Below are 25,956 nucleotides of genomic sequence, written 5' to 3'. Positions count from 1 at the left end.
GGTCAGCCGACGACGCTGAAGAGGACGAACAGCGACGCGACCGACGCGAGCGTGGTGACGAAGACGTTCAGGGACGCGAACGACTCGTCGCCGCCGAGTTCGCTCGCGAACACGTACGTCGACACCGCGGTCGGCATCCCGAGCATCACGACGGCGGCGGTGAACGTCGCGGCGTCGACGGCGAGCAGCGAGAACGTCGCCCACGCGATGGCGGGCATCACCGCGATCTTCACCGCGACGACGCTGCCGGTCGCGCCCATGTCGACGTCCGGCAGGTCGACGTCGAGGGAGGCGCCGACGCAGAGCAACGCGATGGGGAGCGCGAGCGTCCCGAGCGCGTCCAGGCCCGCGGTCGCCGGCGCGGGCACGGAGGCGCCCGCGGACCCGACGACGAGGCCGCCGACGAGCGCGAGCAACACGGGGTTCTTGGCGAGCTTCGCCAGCTCCTCGGACAGCGAGGCGTCGGCGTCGCTGACGGTCGTGAGCACGAACACCGTCAGCGGCACCTGGAACAGCGACCCGACGCCGAGCACGACGCTCGCGACCGCGGTCACGTCGTCGGTGAACGTCGCGGCGACCAGCGGCAGGCCGAGGTAGCCGAGGTTCGCGTGGTAGGACTGGATGACGGCGACGCTCCGCCGGCCGCGTCCGGGGAGCTGCCGGTGGACCAGCCACGCGACCGCCGCGGTCGCGAGCAGCACGAAGAGGATCCCGCCGAACAGCGCGGGCGAGACGAGCTCGGCGACGTCGCGGTCGTACGTCGACACGAACACGAGCGCGGGCAGCGCGACGAAGTACGCGGCGTCGTTGAGCCGCTGGGTGCGCGCGTCGTCGAGCACGCCGGCCACGCGCAGTCCCGTCCCCACGAGCAGCAGGACGAGCAAGGCGAGCAGGCGGCCGACGACTTCCATGTCTCGGGGGAGCGGGCGGACCGCCTTACGCCGTTCGACTCGCCGGGAGAATCAGACCGCGACTTCCGCGTCCTCGTCGGGGCTCTCGTAGCGCTCGACGACGTCGTTGATGAGGACGACGTCGCCGACCGCGCGCACCCACCGGTACGGGATGATGACGCCCTTCTTCCCGGTCTCGGTGTCCGCGAACAGCTGGGAGTTGAGCTCGCTGAGCGCGAGGCCGTTCACCACTTCCGTGTCCAGGTCGAGGCGGACGTCTTCGACTTCGCCGACGAAGACGCCGTTGTTCGAGTACACCTCGCGGCCGACCAGCGAGGTGATTTCGTCTGCTTCGGAGTCCATGTCGTGGTGATTGTCGCGGTGCCCCATAAGTGTTCGAGGCTCGCGTCCCACGGGCGTCCGACGCGGCTACTGGACGCGGTCGAGGACGCCCCCGAGCGCGTCGAGGGCGGGCGCGACCTCGCTGGGGTTGCGCCCGAGGCTCACGCGGATGCGGTCCTCGTCGCCGAAGAACCGGCCGGGGACGACGAGCACGCCCTCGTCCCACGCGGCGGCCGCGAGGTCGTCGGCGTCGACGTGCTCGGGTTCGAGGAACGCGAACGTCGACCCCTCCGCGAGGAACCCGGTGAGGTCGTCGCGGTCGGCGAGGAACGCCTCGAAGAGCTCGGTGTTCTCCGCGAGCAGCGTCCGGGAGCGCTCGGCGAGGTGGTCGGCGTTGTGGAACGCGCGCCGGCCGAGCGCGCGGCTGGTGTCCGCGACGCCGAGGAAGTGCATGGACACCGAGCGCGCGCGCTCGACGAACTCGCGGTCCGCGACCAGCCAGCCGACGCGGAGGTCGTCCAGCCCGAAGAACTTCGTCAGCGAGCTCGTGACCACGGCGTCGTCGAGCCCCACGGCGGTCGGCCCGCCGAACGGGCCGTCCCGGGGCTCCGTGACGTATGGTGCGTATACTTCGTCGACGAGCAGCCGCGCGTCGGCGTCGCTGACGACGTCCGCGAGGTCCGCGAGCGTCTCCCGGGGCGAGAGCACGCCGCTGGGGTTGTGGCGGTTCGTCACCGTGACGAGCTCGGTGTGGTCCGCAATCGCCTGTTCGGCGCGCTCGACGGCCAGCCGGTAGTCGTCGCCGCGCGCGAACCGGTCGACCTCCGCGCCGAGGGCCGCGGGCGTCTCCACGAGCGGCTCGTAGCTCGGGTCCTCGACGAGCACGCGCTGCTTCGCGGGGGCGTCGGCGTCGGGGTCGAGGCCGAGCGCGGTCGCGGCGGCGACGACGTTCGCCATCGTCGCGCCCGCGGTCACCAGCACCTGCTCGGGTTCGACGCCGTACTCGCCGGCGATCTGGGTCTCGAGGGTCGCGCCCCTCGGCGGGTCGTCGAGGCCCTCCAGCGGTGTGGGGACGACCTCGGGCTCGTGGTCGCGGTCGCCGCGCAGGTCGCTGGACGCGAGGTCGTAGAGGGCGACCTCCGGCCGGCCGGAAATCCACTCGAGGTAGTCGAGCCGCGGGAACATGTCCCCGTCTCGGTCCCCAGATGGGAAAGTAGTTGTCGCTCGCGGCGGCGCGGTCGCCGCCACCGGAAGCCGTTTGGCGACCGCACCCCACCGTCCTGCGTGGACGACCTCGCCGACTGGCTCCGGGACCGCCCGCACTACGACGACCAGCTCGTCGACGAGCGCACGCTCCCCGGCAGCGACGCGAGCACGCGGAACGTCGCCCTCGAATCCCGGCTGGAGTCGGCGTTCGCGGACCGCGGCATCGACGCCCTCTACGACCACCAAGCGGACGCCATCAAGGCCGTCCGGGACGGCGACGACGTCGTCATCGCGACGCCGACCGCGAGCGGGAAGAGCCTCGCGTACACGGTGCCGGCGTTCGAGCGCGCGATGGACCACGGCGGCCGCACGCTCTATATCGGGCCGCAGAACGCGCTCGTCGCCGACCAAGCGGAGACGCTCTCGGGGATCGCGAGCGACCTCGGGTTCGGCAGCCGCGTACAAGTGGACACCTACACCGGGCGGCTCTCCCGCTCGGAGAAGCAGGCCGTGCGGGACCGCCGGCCGACCGTCCTGCTCACGAACCCCGAGATGCTCCACTACGCGCTGCTCCCGCACGGCCACCGGCTCTGGGAGTGGTTCTTCTCCGGGCTCGAGACCGTCGTGCTCGACGAGGTCCACGAGTACCGCGGCGTCTTCGGCGGCCACGTCGCGCACGTGCTGCGGCGGCTGCGGCGGGTCTGCGAACGATTCGACGCCAACCCCGACTTCGTCTGCTGTTCGGCGACCATCGGCAACCCCGTCGAGCACGCGGCCCGCGTGACCGGCCGGCCCGAGTCCGGGTTCGCGCTCGTCGACGAGGACCACAGCGAGCGCGGGCCGCGGCACTGGCTGCTGTGGAACCCCCCGGAGGAGGCGGGCGGCGAGGGACGCCGGCGCTCCTCGCACGTGGAGACGCGGCACCTGATGGCCGACCTCGTGACCCGCGGCCACCAGACGCTGGCGTTCACGCGCTCCCGGCAGGGCGCCGAGCGCAACGCCACGGGGACCGCCGACGACCTCCGCGACCGCGGCCGGCACGACCTCGCGAGCGAGATTGCCGCCTACCAGGCCGCGTTGACCGACGACCGCCGCCGCAGCCTCGAAGCCGACCTCCACGACGGGACGCTCCGGGGCGTCTGGTCGACCAGCGCGCTCGAACTCGGGGTCGACGTCGGCGGCCTCGACGCCGTCCTCCTCGACGGCTACCCCGCACGCGGATGAACACGTTCCAGCGCGCCGGCCGCGCCGGCCGCGGCACCGACCCCGCTGCCGTCGTGCTCGTCGCGGGCGAGGACCAGCTCGACCAGTACGTGATGACCCACCCGGCGGAGCTGTTCGAGGGCGACCCCGAGGACGCCATCGTCGACCCCGCGAACGAGCACCTGCTGGACCCGCACGTCGCGTCGGCGGCCCGGGAGAACTGGCTCTCCCCCGAGGACGAGGCCTACTTCCCGAGGTTCGCCGAGCGCGTCCGAACACTCGAAGAGCGGGGCGTGCTCGAGCGCCGCGAGACCGACTACGGCACGCGCTGGACGTACGCGGGCGACGGCAGCCCCCAGCACGAGATGAGCCTGCGCTCCATCGACGACCGCGAAGTCAGGCTGTTGGACCCGTCAGGAGACACGGTGGCGTCGATGGAGTTCTCGGACGCGCTCCGGGACGCCCACCCGGGCGCCATCTACCACCACCAGGGCCAGCGCTACGAGGTCGTGGACCTCGACCTCGCGAACGACGTCGCGGACCTCCAGCCGACGTACGCCGACCACTACACGCGCGTGCTCACCGACAAGGACGTCGAGGTCCGCGAGAACCGCGAGGAGCGCGCGCCGTTCGCCCGCGAGGACGTCCCCGTGCGGTTCGCGGACGTCACGCTCACCGAGCAGGTCACGGGCTACGAGCGCCGGAACGCCGAGCGCGGCGAGACGGAGGCGACGATGACACTCGACCTCCCCGAACAGACCCTGGAGACGCGCGCGCTCTACTACACCGTCCCGTCGGACGTCGAAGCCGAACTGCGTGCGGCGGGCGACCTCCCGGGCGCCATCCACGCCGCCGAGCACGCGATGATTTCGATGTTCCCCACCGAGCTCCTCTGCGACCGCGGGGACGTCGGCGGCCTCTCGACGCCCGTCCACCCGCACACCGGCCGCCCGACGATTTTCATCTACGACGGCTACCCGGGCGGCGTCGGCCTCGCTCGCGCGGGCTTCGACTCGGTCGCGGACCTCGCGGAGCGCACGCTCGCGATGCTGGAGTCCTGCGACTGCGCGGACGGCTGTCCGGCGTGCGTGCAGTCCCCGCAGTGCGGGAACGCCAACGACCCGCTGGACAAGGGGCTCGCTATCGAGTTGCTGGCGGCGCTGACGTAATCAGGGTCGGTCTCCGACGAACTCCGTCGCGCTCGTTTTGCGTCGTCCGGTCCCGAGGCCACCGACAGCTGTAAGTGCTATTGGTACACAAATTCAACACGTAATGGCCGAAGCGGAGAACCCACCGGAGAAGACCACCGTCAACATCCGCATCACCGAAACCTTCCTCGACGACGTCGACGCGACGTGGCAGGAGGAAGGGTACAACAGCCGCAGCGAGTTCATTCGCGCCGTCCTCCGGGACGCCGTGAAACACCCCGACTTCGACCGCGCGGACCTCAAGGCGATGCTCGCCGGCGAAGTCGACGTTCGCGAGGGGCGCACCCGGAGCAGCGACGACGTCAAAGCGGAGTACGACCTCGGCGACGAATGAGCGACGACTGGGACTGGGAACTTACGAAGACCGCCGACCGCCAGTTCGCGTCCCTCGAGGCGTACGCACAGGAGCGAATCGCGTCGAAGCTTGACGAAGTGGTCGACGACCCGTGGCGCGACCCGTTCGACTACCTCGAGCCACTGCAGGGCGCACCCCACCAGAAACTCCGGGTCGGACCGTTCCGCCTCGGCTGCCGCGCTGACCGGAGTTCGCAGACGCTGTACGTCCTCCGCGTCCGCAAGCGCGGTGGCGACGCCTACCGCAGCGACGACGATTAGCGAGCGTGGAAAGTCGGCGAATTAGTGAAGCGTGAACTCGACGCCGGACGCGTCGAGCGTGCACAGCGAGTGGTAGCGCAGCCCGGTCACGACCGGGACGCTGACCGCGGCGAGCACGAGGAAGCCGAGGACGCCGGCGACCGCGACGGCGACGAACGCGACCGGCGTGAGCGCGGCGCCGAACACGGCGAGGCCGAGGGGGATGGCGACGATGGCGCCCGCGAGGCTGAAGACGACGCCGGCGCCGACCACGAGCACGATTTTCACGAGGACGTAGACGGCGAACTCCCGCCAGTCGGCCCGCAGCGTCGGCCAGAGGCGCCGCCAGCCGCCGAGGAGCGTGTCGCGGCGTTCGGCCATCAGCGGCACGACGAACGCCGTCGTGAACTCGGAGGCGAACGCCGCGAGCGCGCCGACGACGGCCAACAGCGGGACGGTCACGACGAGCGCGAGCAGCGGGAGGACGGTGCCGGTCGTCGCGGCGAGGAACACGGGGACGCGACGCCGGCGGTCGCGAGCAGGACGACGAGTCCCACCGCGACGCGGAAGGCGAACAGCCGCAGCCCCGGGCCGAGTCGCCGCTTGAACGGCCCGAGAATGCGGACGTCCCGCGAGCGGAGCGCGTCCACGAGCACGAACTCCATGACCGAGCCGACGACGGCGAACCCGACGGCGAGGACGACACCGATAGCGAGCAGGGAGAGCGCGGCCGCGAGCAGTTGCGGTCGCAGGAGGTTCTCGCCGTACTCGACGACGGCCTGGGGCGGCACGTCGACGGAGACGCTCGGGGTCTGCGGCGGCGACAGGCCAGCGAACAGCGTGATGACGGCCAGCCGGACCCAGACGCCGACGTCGACGGGCACGAGTAGCGACTTCGCCTCCGCGAGCGCCTCGTCCAGCGCGTCGACCGCGTACCACGACATACAGTCGGGTTCGACCGGCGCCGCGAAAAAGGTGGGTGGCCGGCGGCTCGCCGGCGAGCCCCCGCGATAGACTTTAGAGCGCGCGCGGCCAACCCTCCGGGTATGGCCCCATCCGGCGACCCGGACGCCGACGAAACCGTCCTCTCCCCGGACGAGCTCGACATCGAGGCCCGCGAGGAGGTGGCCTCGATCGGGGGCGACCGGTACGTCATCGGTCCCGACGGCCCGCCGGACCCCCCCGAGGACGCCGACGAAGCGACCGTCGACGACGAGGACGCGGAGGCAGACGAGGAATCAGCCGACGAGCCCGAAGCATCCGACGACGAGGACGCCAGCGAGGACGCCGCGGACGCGGAGGACGCGGACGACGGCGAGGTCACGGGCCGGGACGTGAAGCGGTGGCTCGGCGACGAACTCGACGAGCACGACAGCGAGTACGCCTACCGCATCGCTGCGAAGTCCGGCGACTCCATCAACCACCAGCAGCTCGCGACCGACGACATCGGCGCGGCCTTCGACGGGCTGCTCGTCTGGTACGCCCAGCAGGTCGCGGCGGGCACGCCCGTCGACGAGGCGCTCGGCATCCTGCTCGCGGAGTCCAGCGTGCAGGCTCGCTACCCGACGTCGCGGCTCGTCGCGTACCTCGAGGCCCACGACCTCGGGCCCGAGGACTCGATTCGGGAGCTCGTGGAGACCGTCTCCGAGGAGGACGGCCTCGTCTTCCCCCGGCGGTAGGCGGAGCCGGTTTTCCGCGCTGATAACGGCCGCGAAAGGGTTTTATCGGTGGTCGTTCGTCTGCAGGGCATGATGAATCTCGAGGGCGGCGAGCGCCAGTCCGAGACGGCCGCCCACGTCGTCGAGTTCGAACTCGGCAACGAGGTGTGTGCCATCGACATCGAGGCCGTCGACAGCATCGTCGAGTCCAAGCAGGTCACCCGTGTGCCGCGCGCGCCGGACGCCGTGGAGGGCGTGATGGACCTCCGCGGGGAGACCACCGCCATCGTCGACCCGCGGGAGTTCCTCGCCATCGAGGGCGAACTCCCGTCGGACAACATCCTCGTGCTGGACCGCGCCGACGACAAGCAGAAGATCGGGCTGCGGGTCGCCGAGGTGACGGAGGTCTCGGACTACCCCGAACTGCAGGTCGACACCGGGGAGGACGTGCGCCGCATCGGCACCGCGGCCGTCGAGCGCGACCTCGTGAAGGGCGTCATCCGGAAGCTCAACGAGGAGCTCGAGGAGGACGACGACATCGAGGACGCCGACGTCGACCTCGTGCTGTGGCTGGACATCGACCGGCTCATCGACGCGGTCGACGACGCGGACAACGGCGACAATCAGCGCTGATAATCGGTGACGAGGGTTTATTAGCCCCGTTCCCAAATCAGCGAGCCATGGCGAAGCAGGTCCTACTGGTGGACGACTCGGAGTTTATGCGGAACTTGCTCCGCGAGATTCTCGAAGAGGAGTTCGAGATCGCGGACGAGGCCGAGAACGGCGTCGAGGCCGTCGAGATGTACAAGGAGTACGACCCCGACCTCGTGATGATGGACATCGTGATGCCGATCCGCGACGGCATCGAGGCGACCGCGGACATCAAAGACCACGACCCGAGCGCCCACATTATCATGTGTACGAGCATCGGCCAGGAGGAGAAGATGAAGAAGGCCGTGAAGGCGGGCGCCGACGGGTACATCACGAAGCCGTTCCAGAAGCCCAGCGTGATGGACGCCATCTCCGACGTGTTGGCGGCATGACGACGGCGCTGGTGGTCGACGACTCGCACTTCATGCGGACGGTCATCAGCGACATCTTGGAGAACGGCGGCGTCGAGGTCGCGGACACCGCGGCGAACGGCAAGCAGGCCGTCAAGAAGGTCGAGGAGCTCGACCCGGACGTGGTGACGATGGACGTCGAGATGCCGGAGATGAACGGCATCGAGGCGGTCGAAGCCATCACGGACCGCCACCCGACGCCGATTCTGATGCTGTCCGCGCTGACCACCGAGGACGCCGACGCGACCCTCGAAGCGATGGAGAAGGGCGCCGTGGACACGTTCGCGAAGCCCGGCGGCACCATCTCGACGGAGCTGTCGGGCCACAGCGAGGAGCTCGTGGCGGCGGTCGAGCGCGTCGCCGCGGCGGACCCGACGGCGGGCAACGACGTCGAGCAGTCGGCGCCGACGACCAGTACGCCGGCGACCGACGCCGACTACGTCGACCACCCGACGCTGCTCGTGGGGGCGTCGACGGGGGGCCCGAACGTCGTGGAGTCGCTTCTGGGCGCGCTGCCGCGGGAGGCGGACTTCCGCGTGCTGGTCGTCCAGCACATGCCCGACCAGTTCACCTCGCGGTTCGCGAAGCGCCTCGACCAGACCAGCGAGTACGACATCAGCGAGGCCGAGGACGGCGACCGCATCAGCGGCGGCGAGGGGCTGGTCGCGCGCGGCGACTACCACATGCAGGTGTCCGGGTACTCGAACGGCCGGCTCCGGGTGCGCCTCGACCAGGGCGAGCGGCGCCACAGCGTGCGGCCCGCCATCGACGTGACGATGGAGTCCGCCGCGGAGCGGGTCACGGACCCGCTGGTCGCGGTGGTGTTGACGGGGATGGGGACGGACGGCGCCGACGGCGTCCGCGCGGTGAAGGAGGCCGGCGGCGCGACGTTCGCGCAGGACGAGGCGACCAGCGCGGTGTTCGGCATCCCGGAGCGCGCCATCGAGACCGGCTGCGTGGACGAGGTGCTGCCGGCGGACCGACTGACAGAAGCGATCACCGACTCGATACGGAGGAGTTCCTGAATGGACGACTACTTGGAAGCGTTCGTGCGCGAGGGCGAAGAACACGTAACGAATCTGAACAACGCGCTGCTGGAGCTCGAGTCCGACCCGGGCAACGAGGAGGCGATGGATGCCATCTTCCGGACCGCCCACACGCTGAAGGGGAACTTCGGCGCGATGGGGTTCGAGCAGGCCAGCGAGCTCGCTCACGCCGTCGAGGACCTGCTGGACGCGATGCGGCAGGGCGACCTCGCGGTGACGGGCGACCGGATGGACCGCATCTTCGAGGGCGTCGACGAGATCGAGGCGTGCCTCGACGAGATCGAGGCCAACGGGGAGGTCCAGCGGGACGTCTCCGACACCGTCGAATCCGTGCGCGCGGTCCTCGACGAGGCCGACGACGAGGCCGCAGCCGAGGAGCCGGCGGAGTCGACCGGCGACGAGGCGACGCCCGACGTGGACCCGTTCGCCGTCGTCGACCGCGAGACGGTCGCGAACACCGACCGCCGGGTCTTCCACGTCCACGTGGACATGGGCGACTCCCAGATGAAGGGCGTCGACGGGATGTTCGTGCTGGAGGCCGCCGAAGAGGAGTTCGACCTGCTCGGCGCCGACCCGAGCCCGGAGGCCATCAACGACGGCGAGTACGAGGACGGCTTCGACCTCGTCGTCGCCAGCGACGTCGCCGACGTCGCCGCGACGGTCCACGGGTTCCCGAAGCTCGACGACGCCACGGTCGCGGAACTGACCGTGGACGACGCGAAGGCGGACGGCGACGCCGGCAGTTCCGCGGCCGACGCCGAGACTGACGAGGTCGATGCGGCGAACGCCGGCGACGCTGCGGCGGGAGCGGCCGCTGCCGACGCAGGAGCAGACGACGGTGCAGCAGGGGATGCTGCGGACGACGAGGAGTCGCCGGTCGCGGACACGGACACGGAGATTCAGTCCGTGCGCGTGGACGTCGACCAGCTCGACGAGCTCCACGGGCTGGTCGAACAGCTCGTGACGACGCGCATCAAGCTCCGGCGCGGGATGGAGGGCAGCGACCGGCAGGTCGACGACGAGCTCGACGAGCTCGACAAGATCTCCGGGAGCCTGCAGGACACCGTGATGGACATGCGCCTGGTCCCGATGAAGAAGATCGTCGGGAAGTTCCCGCGGCTGGTCCGGGACCTCGCCCGCGAGCAGGACAAGGACATCGAGTTCGTCGTGGAGGGCGACGACGTGGAGCTCGACCGCACCATCCTCACGGAGATCAGCGACCCGCTGATGCACCTGCTGCGGAACGCCGTCGACCACGGCATCGAACCGCCCGAAGTGCGGGAAGCGAACGGCAAGGACCCCGAGGGCACCGTCACCCTGTCGGCGGAGCGCCACCGCGACCAGGTGGTCATCGAGGTGCGGGACGACGGCAGCGGCATCGACCGCGAGCGCGTCCGCGAGAAGGCCGTCGAGAAGGGCATCAAGTCCCGCGAGGAGGTCGAGGAGCTCTCCGACGCGGAGGTCGAGGACCTCGTCTTCCACCCGGGCTTCTCCACGAACGACGAGGTGACCGACGTCTCCGGGCGCGGCGTCGGGATGGACGTCGTCCGCGACACGGTGTCGCGGCTCGACGGCTCGGTGTCGGTCTCCAGCGTCCCCGGCGAGGGCACGACGTTCACGATGACGCTGCCGGTGACGGTGGCCATCGTGAAGGTGCTGTTCGTGGAGAGCGGCGGCGAGGAGTACGGCATCCCCATCAAGACCGTCGACGAGATCTCGCGGATGCGGCAGGTGAAGACCGTCGACGGCGAGGAGGTCATCACGTACGACGAGACGGTCTACCCGCTGGTGCGGCTGGGCGAGGCGCTGAACGTCCCCGGGGAGACCCGCGAGGACGACGGGATGCTCGTCCGCATCCGGGACACCGAGCGGCAGGTCGCGGTCCACTGCGACGACGTGCGCGGCCAGGAGGAGGTCGTCGTCAAGCCCTTCGAGGGCATCCTCTCGGGGATTCCGGGCCTCTCGGGCGCGGCCGTCCTCGGGGAGGGCGACGTCGTGACCATCCTCGACGTGTCGACTCTCTAACCATGGACACGATGATAGACATCCGGCGGCTGCAGACGGTGAACCGGCTCGCCCGCGAGGGCGCCTCCACGGTGGCTGACAACCTCAGCCAGCTCACGGGCGTCGACACGGAGATGGAGATCACGAAGATCAACGTCATCGACGTCGAAGACCTCGGCGCCCACCTCGGCAACGAGAAGCAGGTCGGCGTGAACGTCCCGCTCGTCGAGCAGCCCCACGGCTCCGTGCTCGTGCTGTTCGACGACGCGAGCGCGCGGCGGGTCGCCTCCACGATGATGGGCGGCGTCGAGAGCGACGGCGGCGCGTACAGCGAGATGGAGCGCTCGGCCATCCGCGAGGTCGGCAACATCATGACCAGCGGGTTCATCGACGGCTGGGCGAACGTGCTCGGGCGCACCATCGACATCTCCACGCCGAACCTCTTCCGGGCGTCCGGCGACGACATCGTCGCGCACTGCGTCGACCCCGGCGAGCACGAGATCGCGATGGTGTTCGACGCCACGCTCTCGGCGCCCGACGCGGACGTCGAGGCGAAGATCTACTCGTTCCCGGACATCGAGGAGTTCGTCTCGATGATCAACGACATCTGATGCGGGTCGACCTCGACTCGCTGGCGTCGTTCAGCCACACGGGCGCGAAGGGGGGCCGGCGCGCGGCCGAGGCGCTCGAGACGCTGACGGGCGTCCCCGCGCACTGCGAGCTCTCGCGGACGACGCTCGTGGACGCCGACGGCCTGTCGTCGTTCCTCGGGGACGCGGCGACGCGCATCGCGGTGCCGTTCGACGGCGCGCTCGCGGGCCGCGCGCTCGTCTCCTTCGAGAAGCCGTTCGCCGCCCGCGTCGCCGAGGAGACCGGCACGGGCGACGGCGCGCTCCCGGAGGTCGCGAACATCCTCACCAGCGGATTCGTCGACGGGTGGGCCGAGAACACCGAGGGGACCATCGACGTGCAGCCGCCGGAACCGGTCGACGTCGACGACGCGCTCGTCGACGACGTGGCCGCCGCGGACGGCGCGGCGTTCGTCTTCGAGAGCCGCGTCGCCTTAGCGGGCGTCGACGGCACCTGCCGGTTCGCTGTGCTGCCCGCGGCCGAGGAGTTCGTCGACTACCTCGGGGACGACGGCGACCTCTCGGCGGACGCGCTCGCGGCGTACGCCCAGCTGACCGCGCACAGCGCGGACGCCGTCGCGGACCACCTCGCCGCGATGACGGGCATCGACCCGGACGCCGTGGAGTCGCACTTCGACTTCGTGCCCGTCGAGGACGTCCCGTCGCTGCTCGACGACGCCGCCTACGAGGGCGCGGTCTTCGAGAGCGACGGCCCCGTGAACACGGTGCTCGCGGTGCTGTTCGACGAGGACGAGTCGGGCGCGGTCGCGGACGCGCTCGTCGCCCGCGAGGACCCTGACGAGGCGCTCGCGGAGAGCGCCATCGCGGAGCTCGGGAACGTCACCGCCAGCGGCGTCCTCGACGGCTGGGCGAACGCCCTCGACGCCACCATCGACGTCTCTACGCCCTCGCACGTCCGCGACGACGGCCGCGCGGTGCTGGACACGGTCGCCGCGGCGTACGGCCGCCACGCCGACACGGTCGCCGTCGTGGACGCCACGGTCGCGCTCAGCGACGACCTGACCTGCCGGGTCTGCGCGTTCCCCAGCCCCGAGGACGCCGACACGGTCGCCGAAATCGCAACCGAGCTGTCGGCGGGCGACGCCGACCCCGAGTTCCCGCCGGAGTACGACACCGGGGGTGACGGCGCGTGAGCAGCGAGGCGCAGAAGGCTCGGGTCAGCGTCGCTGACTGGCGGGTCACGGACGGCGAGGACACCCTCGTCACCAGCGGGCTCGGCTCCTGCGTGGCGGTCGCGGTCTACGACGCCGACGCCGCGGTTGGCGGGCTGTTGCACGCGATGCTGCCCGCGGCGCCGTCGCCGGCGGAGAAGCCCGCGAAGTACGTCGACTCCGGGCTGGACGAGATGCTCGCGGCGATGTACCGCCGCGGCGCCGACCCCGAGAACGTCGCCGCGAAGCTCGTCGGCGGCTCCGCGATGCTGGACATCTCGGTCGGGGAGGCCATCGGCGACCGGAACGTCGACGCCGCCGAGCGCGCGCTCGCCGACGCGGACGTGCCGCTGCTCGCCAGCGAGACCGGCGGCAGCACCGGCCGGTCGGTGACCTTTTCCCCCGCGAGCGGCGACGTCCGCATAGACCGCGTCGACGGGGTGGACGTGATTTGACCGAGTTCGAGGACCTGCTGGCGTTCGTGGAACGCGAGACGACGTTCGCGACCAGCTACTACGACGACGCCTACCTCGACCGCCGGGTGTCCGCGCGGATGCGCCGCCGGGACGCCGACACGTACGCCGAGTACCTCGACGTGCTCCGCGAGGACCCCGACGAGCGCGCGGAACTCCTTGACACGCTCAGCGTCAACGTCACGCAGTTCTTCCGCGACCGGAAGGTCTGGGCGGCCCTCGAGGACGTGCTCGTCGAGACGGCCGACCAGCGGCCCTCGGTGTCGGTGTGGTCGGCGGCGTGCGCGGACGGCCGCGAGCCGTACTCCATCGCGATGCTCGCGCTCGACGCCGGCATCCCGCCGCGGGACGTCGACATCCTCGCGACCGACATCGACGACGACGCCCTCGACCGCGCCCGCGAGGGGTACTACCAGAGCACGCGCACCGCGGACATCCGCGAGCAACTGGGCTTCCTCGACGACCCCACGGCGTACGTCGAGGAGCGCGCCGACCGCGGGTTCGTCGTCGCCGACCACGTCAAGGACCTCGTGACCTTCGAGCGCCACGACCTCATCACGGACGACCCCAAGTCCGGCTTCGACCTGGTCTGCTGTCGGAACGTCTGCATCTACATCGACAAGCAGTACAAGCGCCCCATCCTCGACACCGTGAGCGCGTCCCTGCGGGCGGGCGGCCACCTCGTCCTCGGGCAGACCGAGACGCTGCCCAGCGGCGTCAAGGAGCGCTTCGAGGCCGCCGACCCCCGCATCCGCATCTACCGACGGCTCCCCGACGGCGAGGAGTAACGCTTATTCTGTTTCGCTGACCAACTACGGGTCGTACCACGGGGCCATGTCGGAATCAGCCATCGCGGACTTCGTCACGTCGTTCATCCCCGACACGGCCACGCACGCCGAGCCCGTGCGCGGGCGCGTCGTGATGAGCAAGCGACGCATCGTCCTCGCCACGGACGACGACCGCGTCACCATCCCGCTGGGCGGCGTCTTCGACGTCCAGCACGACACCGCGCCCGGCGACCTCGCGGAGTTCTTCGACGACACCGTCACCATCGCCTACGAGCGCGACGGCGACCGCCGCGTCGCCGTCGTCGAGGGCGCCGGCGACACGGTCGAACGCTTCGTCATCCTCGTCTTCAAGGGCCTGCTGAACGGGTCGACGGTGTACGCGAAACACCCCGCGCGCCGCGGCGGCCGCGTCACCGACCGGAGCTTCGAGTCCCGGACCCTGTCGGTCTCCCCGGGCACCGTCGAACTCCGCGGGGACGCCGCCGCCGAAATCGACGTCTCCACGGTCACGCACTTCGAGCGCGTGAACCGCGAGCTCGGCGGCTCCTCGCAGCAGCTGCTGTCCGTCCGGCACATGGACGGGACCGGGCCCGTGACGACTGAGCTCGCGCTCGACTCCGGCCGGAAGATGAACCTCCTCGGGCGGTTCATCCGCCTCCGCTACACGCTCCTCAAGCAGGACCTCGCGGACGTCGACCTCTCCGAGGAGGAGGTCGAGGCGCTGGTCGCCATCTACTCCAGCGGCCCGAGCGCGAACCTCGCGACCGTCCTCGGCGTCGACGCCAGCCGGCTCACGGTGCTGCTCAACGACCTCATCGACAAGGAACTCGTCCGCGACGACGACGGCCCGCGGCTCACGTCGATGGGCCGGGCCGCCGTCAGCGAGCACATCGAAGACGTCAACATGTGACTCGCGGTTCGAAGCCGCCTACTCCTCGTTGATGGCTTCGCTGGCGATGTTCCGCCCGCGGGTCTTCATCGTCACCTCGCGGCGCTTGCGCACCTCCTCTAAGACGTCGACCTCGATGAGCCGCTCGAAGATGGACTCGACCTCGTCGACGTCCATCCCGAGGAAGTCCGGAATCTCGAACGACGACACCCCCGAGTACAGGGCCATCAGCACGCGCTTCTCCGTCTCCGAGAGGTCCACGGAGCCCTGACTCTTCTCGGCTTCCTTCGTCAGCAGCGACTCCAGAATCGAGCACGTGTGCGAGTCGCTGGAGAAGTACGTCTGCACGCTCGTGTCCTCGACGGTGTGCTCGACCTTCAGCACGGGGCTCTTCTCGCCCTGCACGTCCAGCGAGGCGGCCTCCGCGGAGCCGACGTCGTCGAGGTCCACGGGGACGAACGACCCGTTCTGCATCGCGACGCTCAGCTGGTCGTCGTCGACCTTGATGCGCGCGCGCTCGAAGGACTCGTCCTGGACGACGCCGCCCTTCACCGCGGGGTGTTTCACGAGCAGCTCCGTCTGGTCGAGCAGCGCGCCGTAGAGTTTGGTCTCGAACTGCTCGGTGTTCTCCCCCATCGAGACCAGCACGACGCTCTCGCTCTCCATCTGCAGGGAGACGTAGTCGCTGACCTTCGCGACCGTCTGGTTGACGTCGTAGCGGCCGCTCAGGCTGGAGACCTTCGACAGCGGGAGGCTGCGCTTCCCGTCGTTGCCCGCGAGGACGATGCGCTTGTTCGACAGGAGGATGCGGCCGTTCGTCCAGTCCGCGTCCTTCATCCGCCGGCCGTCCTTGACCGCCTGCAGGAACTTCCCGGCGCCGTCCGCGATCTTGTACTCGGACTCGCTCATTCGGCTTCCCCGAGCGGACGGGCGGGCGTCCCAGCCCCAACGGTTGCGTGCCGGCCCGGCGCGTCCCTACTCATTGCTTGCGGAAGTTATTCCACTGGCGCATATAACGTTTTGCGTGCGATTCTCGGATTTGAAAGCGGGCCGCCCGACCGCGGGCGCGACCGCTTACGTGTGGCCGCCGAGCTTCGAGATGGCGGAGAACGCCCGCCGGCGCACTTCCGCGTTCTCGGTCTCGTCGACGAGCTTCTCCAGGCGCTTCCGGGAGCGCTCGCCGCCGACCTTCCCGAGCGCGAACGCCGCCATCGCCACCGAGTCGTCGCCGTACTCGTCGGTCTCGATGACCTCCAGCAGCGCCGTCTCAACCATCCGGCCGCCGATCTCCGCGAGCCCGGTCGCCGCGAACTGCGAGATGAGGTCGTCGTCCTCGCCGAGGACGTCGCGGAGCGCCTCCACGGCCTCCATCTTCGTTGACTTGTCGCCGGCGACCCGGCCGAGCATCCACACCGCGTTCCGGCGCTGGTGAATCTGGGTTCCCTCCTCGATAATCTCCACGAGCGAGGCCACGATGGAGGGGTCGCTGCGCGCGGCCATCCGGTCGACGATGGTCTCCCGGAGCTCGTGGCTGCGGTCCGGCGGCACGTTCGACAGGATCTCGATGAGCGAGAACACCGCCGCCCGGCGCACGAGGTCGCTCTCGTCGCCCAGCCGCTCGACCAGCGCGTCGACGGGCTTGGCGTTCTCGAACTTCCCCAGCGAGCTCACGGCCGTCCGCCGCATCTCCTCGCTGTCGTCGTCGACGACCTGCAGCAGTCCCCGGAGCGCCGTCTTGCCGTTCAGCCGGCCGAGCGCCTCCGCGGCCTCCCGGCGCACGCCCAGCGGCTGCCCCTCCAGGCACTCCACGAGCACGCCCGCGACCGACGGGTCGCCGATGCGGCCGAGCGCGCGCGCAATCCGCGCCCGCACCTCGGGGTGGGGTTCGGACTGCAGGCGCTGGGCCAGCGGCTTCGCCGCGTCCTCTACGCCGAGCAACCCCAGCACGTTCGCCGACGCCATCCGCAGCTCCACCGTGTCCGCGCGCAGGTTCTCCACGAACGCCTCCGCCTGCGCCCACGTCGCCCCCGACTCCGGGACCGACTCCCCCAGCCCCTTCATCAGGGCCTCGACCGCCTCCTGCTGGGTGAGCGCGTCGATGGCCGCCGCGCGGACGGTGGCCTCCTCGTCGCTCATCGCCTCCACGAGCGCGTCCAACCCCGCCGACTCCGGGTCGTCGAGGTTCCCGAGAATCTCGGCTGCGCGGCGCCGAACCGTCTCCTTCTCGCTCTCCCGGAGCAGTTCGACGAGCTTCTCGACGTCGCCGGAGCGTTCGAGCCCGTACAGCGATGGCACTACCCGGACGTTACGACGAGAACGTATAAGTCGGTGTTGGTGGTCGAGCACCCGCGCGGAAAACACGTAAACCCGCAGACACGAGTGCCCAAGCGACATATACGCGGGCCGCATAGGCGCCGCCATGAGCGAAGACGACGGTTCGACGCCCAGCGACCCACCGACCGACGACGCCGGCGCCGACGACGGCGGCGTGCTCGACGTCTCCCGACGGACGATGGTCGTGGGCGCGGCCGGCATCGGCCTCGGCTCCGTGCTCGGCGTCGGCTACACCGTCCTCGGCGACGACGAGCCCGGCGGGACGCGGACTGTCGAACCCGAGGAGCCGAACGACGACGGCACCGCGACGCTCGCCGAGTTCCACTACATCCTCGAGAACAGCGGCACCGAGGCCGCCCGCCTCGACGTCACGGAGTTCCGCTACTCCCCCGACGCGGACGCCGTCGAAATCTCGTATCGCACGCGCGCCGGCGAGGTCGAAGACGTCCCCCCGCAGCGCCAGCACGTCCGCGAGGTCGGCCAGATGGCGCGCATGTACGCCGAGTACGTCGCACAGGACGGCGACGAAGCCGACGTCGTCCACGCCCACATCGAGAACCCCCACGACCCCGCCGAACAGCCCGACGGCTACCTCGTGCGCCGCGACTGGGTCCAGAAGTACAACAGCGGCGAGTGGGACGGCACGAAACTCCTCAACACCGTGTTCGCGAGCGGCTACACCGACGAAGCGCTCGAGAACGAGACAGCGGACAACGGCACGTCGGCGTCACCGGCGACAACCTCCGAGTGACACTCGACTAGTTCTTCTGCCGTCGCTGTTCGACGAGAGCGTCGCGCAAAAAGTGAAAAGCGGCGCGGAGTCGACTACAGCTGGACCGTGCTGCCTTCGTCGCCGACGAGCGAGTCGGGCACCTGGAGGTTCGCGTAGCGCTGCGAACCGGACTCCGTGGTGATCGTCAGCTCGGCGACGTCGCCCTCGTCGAGGAGACCGAGCTTGCTGTTGTCGTAGCCCTCGTCAGAGTTGAGCGAGTCGATGGCGCTACCGACATCTTCCTGGTCGACGTTCTCCGCCGAGTCAGCGCTCGTGTTGTACGCCTGCTGGAGCGGGATGACGATCTCGTAGCGGTCGCTCTCAGCGGTCATCACCGTGTCGTCGCTCTCGGCGGTGATCTTGCTGACGAAGTAACCGGGTTCACCGTTGTTCCCGTCTTCGATGACCGGTTCGTCGCTGACGTTCGTCACGACGGGCGCTTCAGCCTGCGTGGCGTGGACGAGGTTCGCGAACGAGTCCCCGCCGACGTACTGGATGCTCAGCCCGGAGAGGTCGATGTCGGCAGCACCCGGCGACTTCTGCACGGCGAGCCGGATGGTGTGTGCCTTCGGTTGGTCGGTCGCGTTCTCGAAGGTCGTGAAGTTCTGCGTGCCGGACTCGCTGGTCGTGTTCACGATCGGCGGTGCGGTACCGTCCGACTCCGAGATGTCACCGACTGCGCCGATGACGTTGATGTTGTTCGCGACTTGGTCGGTACTGTCCTGCCCCGTGTCCTCGGCCTGGGTCTGGAGGACACCCGCGGTGTTGATGAGGACGCCGGCGGCAATTGCGGCGACCAGGACCATCGCGATGAACACGATGAGCGTCCCGATCCCCACTTGACCGCGCTCGTCTTCCTCGTTGATGAACTCGAACATTACTCTGGATTACAGCGTGACCGTGCCGCCCTCGTCACCGACGAGCGAGGACGGGACGCGGAGGTTCACGTAGCGCTGCGAACCCGAGTCGGTCGTGATGGTCAGCTCGACGCGGTCGCTCTCCTGAAGCAGGTCGAGGTCCGTGTTGTCGATGTCGACCCCGGACGGGTTGGCGTCGATGTCGTCGACATCCTCGTAGGCACCCGCGGCAACCTCAACGCCATCGGTCGCGTTCTGGATCGTATCGCTGCTGTTGTCCCAGTAGGTACCGGTCGGGATGACCAGTTCGTAGCGGTCGCTCTCGGAGGTCATCACCGTGTCTTCCTCGGTCTCGGCCGTGATGGCCTGCACGAAGTAGACGTTGGAGACGTTGTGCTGGGACGTGTTCTTCTCGCTGATGTGGACGAGGTTACCGAACCCGTTCGGGCCGACGTACTGGATGCTCAGCCCGGAGAGGTCGATGTCACCCGCGCCCGGGGACTTCTGGACCGTCGTCCGGATCTCGTAGACGGTCGTGTCGTCGTACTCGACTTCGCTCACGTCGTTCACTTCACCGACGGCGCCGATGACGTTGATGTTGTTCGCGACTTGGTCGGTACTGTCCTGCCCCGTGTCCTCGGCCTGGGTCTGGAGGACACCCGCGGTGTTGATGAGGACGCCGGCGGCGATCGCGGCGACCAGGACCATCGCGATGAACACGATGAGCGTCCCGATCCCCACTTGACCGCGCTCGTCTTCCTCGTTGATGAACTCGAACATTTTTGTGGTTTCTCTGCCCCGGTCCCGTGACGGGCTGCTGGGGCTCACCCGCACAGAATCCTGAACTATACTAAAAGGTACGCCCCCGGTTATCAGGCGTGAAAAACGCGGTATGGCTTCGCTAACAGCTATACTTCCGGACGCAGTGAGTCGGTAGCATGGGCGAGACAGTCGACTTCGAGGCCGTCAGACACCGCCTGAAGCTCGTGCAGGACACCGGAACCGAGCGCGTGTTCGAGAACCGCGACGGGGTGACGTGCCCGGCCTGCGGGGACGCGTTCGCGGAGGCGCTGGCGACGACCGAGCGGACCTGCCAGCTGTCGCCGGGGTCGTCAGTCGACGTCTGCATCGTTCGGGAGACCGACCGTACGATTGTCTTTACGCACGCGTAGCGGGCGCCTACCCGATTATACGAAATGGTAACCGTGGGGGAAACCTTTTATACCTACTTCGTTGCTGTTGGGCTACAAATGCTGGGTACGCTTCGAAAACTACTCGGCGGGGGGTCGGAGCAGCCGGCGACGGACGGCGGCACCGACACCGGCCAGTTCTCCTTCGGCGGGCAGGACAGACACGCGGCGGCGGTCCGGGACGGCTACGAGGTCGAGGGGGCGCGCCTCGACGCGGGCCTCCCGGACGAAGCCCACGACCACCTCGAGGGGCTCCTCGACGAAACCGGGCCGGAGCCCGGGACGTACGTCCCCGCCTACGAGGCGGCGGGCGTCGACGCCGCGGGGTTCGTCGCCGCACACGAGGCCGCCGTCGACGGCGTCGTGCGGTCGGTGTTCGAGGACCTGCGCGACGGGAACGTCGACGAGGAGGCGCTGGACCGCGCGGAAGCCCAACTGCGGACCGGACTCGGCGCCGTCGTCGAGGACGCCGCGGCGGGCGTCGACGAGTACGGCAGCGGGACCGCCAGCGGGCTGAACATCGACGACGACGAACTGCTCGACGGGGTCGGCGTCCCGGTGTTCATGCTGGACGCCGAGGGGGAGGTCGTCGCGTGGAACGAGGCGCTGGCGGACCTCACGAAGTGTCCGACCGAGGAAGCCGTCGGCCTCGAGCACGCCAGCGAGGGGTTCTACCCGGACGGGCGTCGCGTGCAGACGCTCGCGGACAAGGTCATCGAAGCCCCCGAGACCGCCGACCGGGAGTTCGACGTCGAGCGCGCCGAGGCGACCGAGACCGGCTACGTCGACTCGAGCACGATGGTGACCGCGGACGGCGAGGAGCGCGAGATCCGGTTCACGGCGACGCCGATTTACGACGACGGCGAACTCGTCGCGGTCGTCGAGACCGTCGAGGACCGCACCGAGGAGGTCCGCCGGACGGAGGCCGTCGAGGAGCTCGTCACCGAGCTCAGCACGACCATCGACGCGCTGTCGAACGGCCACCTCGAACAGCGCGCGTCCTTCGAGCACGACGGCGTCATCGACGAGCGGCTGCTCGGCGTCGTCGACGACCTGAACGGGATGGCCGACGAGTTCGAACGCCTCGTCGGGCAGGTCGACGGGCGGACCCAGGAGCTTGCGGCGTCCATCCAGCGGGCGACCGAGGACGCCACCGAGATCGCCGAGACCGTCGACGAGCAGAACGAGATGCTGTCGGACGCGGCCAGCGAGATGCAGAACTTCTCGGCGAGCATGCAGGAGGTCGCGGCCAGCTCCGACCAGGTGGCGGCGGCCGCCGAGCAGGCCCAGACCGCCGCGGAGAACGGGCTGGACGCCAGCGAGGGCGCGAGTCAGGCGACCGACGAGGTCATCGAGATCAGCGACGACCTCGTGGACAGCGTCTCCGAGCTCGAGGAGAAGATGGACGAGATCGAGGACGTCGTGGACGTCATCGCGGAGGTCGCCGACCAGACGAACCTGCTCGCGCTGAACGCGAACATCGAGGCCGCCCGCGCCGGCGAGGCGGGCAGCGGGTTCGAGGTCGTCGCCGACGAGGTGAAACAGCTCGCCAACGAGACCCGCGAGCACACCGAGCGCATCGCGGGCAGCATCGACGACGTCCAGCAGCAGGCCAACGAGACGGTCGTCGCCGTCGAGGAGTCCCACGAGCAGATCTACCGCGCGGGCGACGAGATCGACGACGCGCTGACCGCCCTCGAGGAGATCGCGGACGCGGTCGACGAGGCAGCCACAGGAATTACGGAGGTCGCGCGCGCGAACGACGAACAGGCGTCGACGGTCGAGGACGTCATCGTCACCATCGAGGAAGTCCAGGACCAGGCCGAGCAGGCCGCGGACGCGTCCGAGCGCATCGTGGAGGCGACCAGCGAGCAGTCGGAGGCGGTCCGGGAGCTGGACGACCGGGTCGACCAGTTGACGTCCAGCGACGGCCAGTTCGACGAGGAGACCGAAGCATGACGCTGAATCCACGCGAGTACGACCCCGAGGAGTTGCGCAGCGCGGCCCGCCAGAGCGACGGCCAGAACATCCGCGAGCTCAAGGAGCGGCTCACCGAACACGAGCAGACGGCCGAGGAGGCGATTCGGTCGGGCCAGCTGAAGCAGCTGCTGTTCATGCACTCGAGCGCGAGCGAGCAGAGCCTCGAGCGGCCGTACCTGGAGACGATGCCGGGGAAGTACGCCGCCGAGATCACGCTGTTCGAGTGGCTGGAGTTCCTGCTGGAGCGCGGCGGCGTGAAGCGCTCGCTGGACGCCATCGACTACTACGAGTCCATCGGCTGGGTGGGCGAGGACGCCGCCGAGGAGCTCCGCGATCACGTCCGGGGGTTCGCGGGGCCGGCCGACGAGGAGGGCCACTCCGACTTCGAGATGACCGACCACGTGCTCAGTCTCGTCTTCATCGCGCGGCTCTCGTCGATGAAATGACACGTTGAGTGGCGGTCGGCGCTCAGAGCGCTCACGCGGTCGCCTCGCTCGCTATTACTGCCGCTCGACGCGTCTCCGTGGCCTCAGGCCGTGCGAGACCAATTCATCGTTTTGAGAACTGGGGGAGAACATTAATTACGTCCGGGGCACCTGTATCACTCCGAATGAAGTTTATCCACCTCACCCCGGCTGCGCTCGTCTTCGTCCAGCTCGGGGCGCTGGCCGTCGGGATGGCCAGTTGGCTCGACGACGACGAGGAGGGGTCGGGGGACTCCGACGGCGACGAGTTCGGCGGTGACGAGTTCGGCGGCGACGAGGAGTTCGACGACGACTTCGACGACGAGTTCGGGTCGTTCGACGACATGGACGGGGGGGACGGTGGTGCGGGTGCCCAGAACGCGTCCGTGAACGAGCTCGAACACCGCATCGAGGAGCTCGAGACCGAAGTGTCGAACGTCGCGTCGAAGGCCAACACCGTCCGGAGCGAGAACGAACAGATCAGCGAGAGCGTCGAGGACGTCGAGGAGAACGTCCGGAAGCTCCTCGAGATCTACGAGATGGTGACCCGCGGGGTCAACCCGTTCGTCGACGACGTGAACGCCGACGCGATGGGGGGCGGTGGCGGCGAGAGCTTCGGCCTCTTCGACGACGACGAGGAGGGCGGCGACGACGCCGCCGAGGAGGACCTCGACGCGGACATCGCGGACGCGGACGCCGACGACTTCTTCGAGGACGACGCCTTCGAGGAGGACGACGAGATGGGCGACCTCGAGGACGACGGCATGGGGGAGTTCGACGAGGAGTTCGAGGACGACGAGATGGACGACTTCGACGAGTTCGACGACGAGGGCGAAGACGAGGAGTTCGACCTCGAAGGCGACGAGGACGACGAGGAGGAAGAGGAGGACGCCGGCGGCGGTGGCACCTCCTTCGAGGAGCTCAAAGAGGAGTACGAGTCCGGGGACGCCGACTGGGCCGAAGAGGAGGACGGCGAGCCCGTCGAAGCGGAGGCAGACGCGACGGACGCGCCCGAGCCGTCCGCCGAGGAGGCCGAACTCGGGTTCGACGACTCCGACCTCGAGGGCGACGACGAGGAGACGGCCGACGAGGACGGCGGCTTCGAGTTCGAGGAGGAAGAAGAGGAGTCGACGGCCGTCGACGAAACCTCTGGCTCGGCGCCGGCGGCGCCCGGGCTCGGATTCGCCTCGGACGGCGACGAGCCGCACCTCGCGGAGCCGCCGACGGGCTACCTCGCGGACGTCGTCGCGCTGGAGTGGCTGGACTACCTGCTCTCGGAGTTCGGGCCGAAGAACACGGTCCGCACGCTGAACTACTACGAGCGCATCGGGTGGATCGGCGAGCCGGTCCGGGACCACCTCTTCGACTACCTCGAGGGGTTGACCGACTCGGACTACCTCTACCGCGAGGAGTTCGGGACGACCGAGCTCACGATGGACGACCACTTGGAGAGCCTGGACTACATCGACGAGCTGGCGAGCGAGAACATCGAGCGCGCCATCGTCGACCGCTTCGACGACCTCCACAGGAATGGGATTCAGCGTTAGTGGCTCCGCGGCAATCCTCTTCATTGCCGCGTTCGTCAGCGTCGGCATCCTCTACTCGGCGGCGTACAACGGGTACGAGCGCGTGCAGGACGCGGACAGCAGCTACGACGACCGCGTCCTCGAACAGCGCAACACCGACGTCACCGTCGTCGACGCGACGTACAACGCGAGCGGCAACGAGTACGTGACCGTGAACGTGACCAACGCCGGGGCGACGACGCTGTCCGTCGCGGCGACCGACGTGCTCGTCGACGGCGCGTTCGAACCCCGGGACGAGTACGTCGACTGGAGCGTCGGCGGGCAGAACGACACGTCGCTGTGGCTGCCCGGGGAGACGTACAACGTCACCCTCGACGTGGGGGAGCCCGACCGCGTGAAGGTCGTCACGGGACCGGGCGTGACCGAGACCGCGACCGTGGAGGGGACCTAGATGGCGAGCGTCTCCTCCTCGACGCTCATCATCTTCATCGCGAGCATCCTCGTGGCGGCGTCGGTCGCCGGCACGATGACAAACGGCGTCCAGCGGCTGAGCGGCGCGCTCGGCGACCGCAGCGTCGACGTCAGCGACGAGATTCGGACCGACGTGGAGGTAATCAGCGACCCCGGGTCGCCGTCCGCCATCTACGACAACGGGACTATCACGCTGCTCGTGAAGAACACGGGGTCGAACACGTTGCCGGCGAGGCCGGGGGCGTTCGACGTCCTCGTGGACGGCCAGTACGTGGTGCCGTCGAACGTCACGGTCCTCGACGGCGAGAGCTGGCAGACCGGCCACGTCGTGCGGGTGACCCTCGAGCAGAACCTCACGGCTGGCGACCACCGGATTGCGGTGACGGTCAACGGCGACGAAGAGCTGCTGGAGTTCAGAACATCATGAGCACGCGAAACCTCTACTCGCTCGGGCTGGACGAACACGACCGGTTGAACAACGAACTCGGCGGCGGGATTCCCGGCGGCAGCATCGTCCTCATCGAGGGCGACTACGGCGCGGGGAAGTCCGCGATGAGCCAGCGGATGACCTACGGCCTCTGCGAGGAGGACCACTCGGTGACGCTGGTGTCGACGGAGCTGACGGTGCGGGGGTTCATCGACCAGATGCACTCGCTGTCCTACGACGTCGAGGAACACCTCCTGAACGAGAACCTCCTGTTCTTCCAGGCGGACGTCGACTCCGGCGGGAGCACGCTGCGCGGGGACTCCGACGAGGAGGGCAACCGCATGCAGCTGTTGAAGCGGCTGATGGAGGCCGAGAAGATGTGGGAGGCCGATGTCGTCATCATCGACACGTTCGACGCCATCCTGCGCAACGACCCGAAGTTCGAGGCGCTCGTCCGCCAGAACGAGGAGCGCCAGGCCGCCCTGGAAATTATTTCCTTCTTCAGGGACTTGGTCTCGAAAGGAAAGGTCATCGTTTTGACCGTGGACCCGAGTACTGTAGACGAGGAGGCCATCGGCCCGTTCCGCTCCATCGCGGACGTGTACTTCGAGTTACAGATGGCGGAGGTCGGCAACGACGTCCGCCGTTCGATCGCGGTGCGGCGGTTCGCGGGGATGGGCGAGCAGGTCGGTGACACCATCGGGTACTCGGTGCGGTCCGGGACCGGCATCGTCATCGAGAGTCGGAGCGTCGCGTAGCAGGAGACAACCAC

The 25,956-nt window shown here is 69.1% G+C and carries 29 protein-coding genes and 1 pseudogene; 21 read left to right on the top strand and 9 right to left on the bottom strand.

Annotated features, from left to right (window positions below):
* Positions 1-2: 2 nt before the first annotated feature.
* The 3 genes from GJ634_RS00260 to GJ634_RS00250 all read right to left on the bottom strand — a co-directional run bounded on the left by GJ634_RS00260 (position 3) and on the right by GJ634_RS00250 (position 2,417).
* Complete coding sequence (locus GJ634_RS00260; protein ID WP_157499783.1) at positions 3-911, bottom strand: AEC family transporter; 909 nt, start codon at positions 909-911, stop codon at positions 3-5.
* A gap of 51 nt (positions 912-962) precedes the next feature.
* Positions 963-1,253: a PRC-barrel domain-containing protein gene (locus tag GJ634_RS00255; RefSeq protein ID WP_157499781.1), complete on the bottom strand. Its 291-nt coding sequence runs from the start codon at positions 1,251-1,253 to the stop codon at positions 963-965.
* 66 nt (positions 1,254-1,319) lie between these two features.
* Positions 1,320-2,417, bottom strand: a complete 1,098-nt coding sequence (locus GJ634_RS00250; protein ID WP_157499779.1) for a pyridoxal phosphate-dependent aminotransferase — start codon at positions 2,415-2,417, stop codon at positions 1,320-1,322.
* A gap of 99 nt (positions 2,418-2,516) precedes the next feature.
* Between GJ634_RS00250 and GJ634_RS00245 the strand changes: the two are divergent.
* The 3 genes and pseudogenes from GJ634_RS00245 (at position 2,517) to GJ634_RS00235 (ending at position 5,464) form a co-directional block, all read left to right on the top strand.
* Positions 2,517-4,810 (top strand): annotated as a pseudogene (locus GJ634_RS00245) (DEAD/DEAH box helicase).
* A 103-nt stretch (positions 4,811-4,913) separates the two neighbouring features.
* Positions 4,914-5,183: a ribbon-helix-helix domain-containing protein gene (locus GJ634_RS00240; protein WP_157499777.1), complete on the top strand. Its 270-nt coding sequence runs from the start codon at positions 4,914-4,916 to the stop codon at positions 5,181-5,183.
* A complete protein-coding gene (locus GJ634_RS00235; RefSeq protein WP_157499775.1) occupies positions 5,180-5,464 on the top strand; it encodes a type II toxin-antitoxin system RelE/ParE family toxin in 285 nt (94 codons plus the stop codon). The genes GJ634_RS00240 and GJ634_RS00235 overlap by 4 nt, the downstream gene beginning before the upstream one ends.
* Before the next feature lie 21 nt (positions 5,465-5,485).
* Here the strand turns inward: GJ634_RS00235 and GJ634_RS15765 are convergent, their stop codons facing one another.
* Positions 5,486-5,956: a hypothetical protein gene (locus GJ634_RS15765; RefSeq protein ID WP_231736880.1), complete on the bottom strand. Its 471-nt coding sequence runs from the start codon at positions 5,954-5,956 to the stop codon at positions 5,486-5,488.
* Positions 5,902-6,387, bottom strand: a complete 486-nt coding sequence (locus tag GJ634_RS15760) for a hypothetical protein (protein WP_231736879.1) — start codon at positions 6,385-6,387, stop codon at positions 5,902-5,904. The genes GJ634_RS15765 and GJ634_RS15760 overlap by 55 nt, the downstream gene beginning before the upstream one ends.
* A gap of 102 nt (positions 6,388-6,489) precedes the next feature.
* Here GJ634_RS15760 and GJ634_RS00225 point away from each other — a divergent pair, with 102 nt between their 5' ends.
* From GJ634_RS00225 to GJ634_RS00180, 10 genes are all read left to right on the top strand, one after another.
* Positions 6,490-7,122, top strand: a complete 633-nt coding sequence (locus tag GJ634_RS00225) for a hypothetical protein (protein WP_157499774.1) — start codon at positions 6,490-6,492, stop codon at positions 7,120-7,122.
* Positions 7,123-7,191: 69 nt separating this feature from the next.
* Complete coding sequence (locus GJ634_RS00220) at positions 7,192-7,734, top strand: chemotaxis protein CheW (protein WP_231736878.1); 543 nt, start codon at positions 7,192-7,194, stop codon at positions 7,732-7,734.
* Between the two features lie 47 nt (positions 7,735-7,781).
* Entirely contained in the window at positions 7,782-8,144 is a 363-nt protein-coding gene (gene cheY / locus GJ634_RS00215; RefSeq protein ID WP_157499773.1) for a chemotaxis protein CheY, read from the top strand.
* Entirely contained in the window at positions 8,141-9,187 is a 1,047-nt protein-coding gene (cheB, locus tag GJ634_RS00210) for a chemotaxis protein CheB (RefSeq protein ID WP_157499771.1), read from the top strand. The genes cheY and cheB overlap by 4 nt, the downstream gene beginning before the upstream one ends.
* Positions 9,188-11,233, top strand: a complete 2,046-nt coding sequence (gene cheA, locus GJ634_RS00205) for a chemotaxis protein CheA (protein ID WP_157499769.1) — start codon at positions 9,188-9,190, stop codon at positions 11,231-11,233.
* Between the two features lie 2 nt (positions 11,234-11,235).
* Positions 11,236-11,823 (top strand): chemotaxis protein CheC, encoded by a 588-nt coding sequence (locus GJ634_RS00200; RefSeq protein WP_157499767.1) that lies wholly within the window; start codon positions 11,236-11,238, stop codon positions 11,821-11,823.
* Entirely contained in the window at positions 11,823-12,995 is a 1,173-nt protein-coding gene (locus GJ634_RS00195) for a chemotaxis protein CheC (RefSeq protein WP_157499765.1), read from the top strand. Before GJ634_RS00200 ends, GJ634_RS00195 begins: the two co-directional genes overlap by 1 nt.
* The gene (locus tag GJ634_RS00190) at positions 12,992-13,468 is read left to right on the top strand and encodes a chemotaxis protein CheD (protein ID WP_331713912.1); all 477 of its coding nucleotides are present in this window, start codon (positions 12,992-12,994) and stop codon (positions 13,466-13,468) included. Before GJ634_RS00195 ends, GJ634_RS00190 begins: the two co-directional genes overlap by 4 nt.
* Positions 13,465-14,274: a protein-glutamate O-methyltransferase CheR gene (locus GJ634_RS00185; protein WP_157499763.1), complete on the top strand. Its 810-nt coding sequence runs from the start codon at positions 13,465-13,467 to the stop codon at positions 14,272-14,274. The genes GJ634_RS00190 and GJ634_RS00185 overlap by 4 nt, the downstream gene beginning before the upstream one ends.
* Positions 14,275-14,320: 46 nt before the next feature.
* Complete coding sequence (locus GJ634_RS00180; RefSeq protein ID WP_157499761.1) at positions 14,321-15,184, top strand: CheF family chemotaxis protein; 864 nt, start codon at positions 14,321-14,323, stop codon at positions 15,182-15,184.
* A gap of 18 nt (positions 15,185-15,202) precedes the next feature.
* Here GJ634_RS00180 and cheF1 read toward each other — a convergent pair whose 3' ends face one another.
* Entirely contained in the window at positions 15,203-16,072 is an 870-nt protein-coding gene (gene cheF1 / locus GJ634_RS00175) for a chemotaxis protein CheF1 (RefSeq protein WP_157499758.1), read from the bottom strand.
* A gap of 165 nt (positions 16,073-16,237) precedes the next feature.
* Complete coding sequence (locus GJ634_RS00170; RefSeq protein ID WP_331713911.1) at positions 16,238-17,458, bottom strand: HEAT repeat domain-containing protein; 1,221 nt, start codon at positions 17,456-17,458, stop codon at positions 16,238-16,240.
* A 124-nt stretch (positions 17,459-17,582) separates the two neighbouring features.
* Here GJ634_RS00170 and GJ634_RS00165 point away from each other — a divergent pair, with 124 nt between their 5' ends.
* On the top strand, positions 17,583-18,248 hold the full coding sequence (locus GJ634_RS00165; RefSeq protein WP_157499754.1) for a hypothetical protein: 666 nt from the start codon (positions 17,583-17,585) through the stop codon (positions 18,246-18,248).
* Positions 18,249-18,322: 74 nt separating this feature from the next.
* Here the strand turns inward: GJ634_RS00165 and GJ634_RS00160 are convergent, their stop codons facing one another.
* Together GJ634_RS00160 and GJ634_RS00155 are read right to left on the bottom strand one after the other, a co-directional pair.
* The gene (locus GJ634_RS00160; RefSeq protein WP_157499752.1) at positions 18,323-19,147 is read right to left on the bottom strand and encodes an archaellin/type IV pilin N-terminal domain-containing protein; all 825 of its coding nucleotides are present in this window, start codon (positions 19,145-19,147) and stop codon (positions 18,323-18,325) included.
* A gap of 9 nt (positions 19,148-19,156) precedes the next feature.
* Complete coding sequence (locus tag GJ634_RS00155; protein WP_157499750.1) at positions 19,157-19,906, bottom strand: archaellin/type IV pilin N-terminal domain-containing protein; 750 nt, start codon at positions 19,904-19,906, stop codon at positions 19,157-19,159.
* Between the two features lie 158 nt (positions 19,907-20,064).
* Here GJ634_RS00155 and GJ634_RS00150 point away from each other — a divergent pair, with 158 nt between their 5' ends.
* The 7 genes from GJ634_RS00150 (at position 20,065) to GJ634_RS00120 (ending at position 25,942) form a co-directional block, all read left to right on the top strand.
* Positions 20,065-20,298 carry a flagella cluster protein gene (locus GJ634_RS00150; protein ID WP_157499748.1) on the top strand — a complete coding sequence of 78 codons (234 nt, stop codon included), beginning with the start codon at positions 20,065-20,067 and terminating at the stop codon, positions 20,296-20,298.
* 78 nt (positions 20,299-20,376) lie between these two features.
* On the top strand, positions 20,377-22,275 hold the full coding sequence (locus tag GJ634_RS00145) for a methyl-accepting chemotaxis protein (protein WP_157499746.1): 1,899 nt from the start codon (positions 20,377-20,379) through the stop codon (positions 22,273-22,275).
* Complete coding sequence (locus GJ634_RS00140) at positions 22,272-22,742, top strand: FlaD/FlaE family flagellar protein (RefSeq protein ID WP_157499744.1); 471 nt, start codon at positions 22,272-22,274, stop codon at positions 22,740-22,742. Before GJ634_RS00145 ends, GJ634_RS00140 begins: the two co-directional genes overlap by 4 nt.
* A 164-nt stretch (positions 22,743-22,906) precedes the next feature.
* On the top strand, positions 22,907-24,307 hold the full coding sequence (locus tag GJ634_RS00135; protein WP_157499742.1) for a FlaD/FlaE family flagellar protein: 1,401 nt from the start codon (positions 22,907-22,909) through the stop codon (positions 24,305-24,307).
* Positions 24,291-24,737 carry a fla cluster protein FlaF gene (locus tag GJ634_RS00130; protein ID WP_157499740.1) on the top strand — a complete coding sequence of 149 codons (447 nt, stop codon included), beginning with the start codon at positions 24,291-24,293 and terminating at the stop codon, positions 24,735-24,737. The genes GJ634_RS00135 and GJ634_RS00130 overlap by 17 nt, the downstream gene beginning before the upstream one ends.
* Positions 24,738-25,184, top strand: coding sequence for a flagellar protein G (locus GJ634_RS00125; RefSeq protein WP_157499738.1), 447 nt, complete (start codon positions 24,738-24,740; stop codon positions 25,182-25,184). It begins immediately after the preceding gene.
* Positions 25,181-25,942 (top strand): ATPase domain-containing protein, encoded by a 762-nt coding sequence (locus tag GJ634_RS00120; protein ID WP_157499736.1) that lies wholly within the window; start codon positions 25,181-25,183, stop codon positions 25,940-25,942. The genes GJ634_RS00125 and GJ634_RS00120 overlap by 4 nt, the downstream gene beginning before the upstream one ends.
* Positions 25,943-25,956: the final 14 nt, after the last annotated feature.

The sequence above is a fragment of the Halobacterium sp. CBA1126 genome (assembly GCF_009741975.1).
GTDB lineage: Archaea > Halobacteriota > Halobacteria > Halobacteriales > Halobacteriaceae > Halobacterium.
Note: the sequence above shows the minus strand (reverse complement) of the source record. Positions and strands in the feature narration are given on the sequence as shown.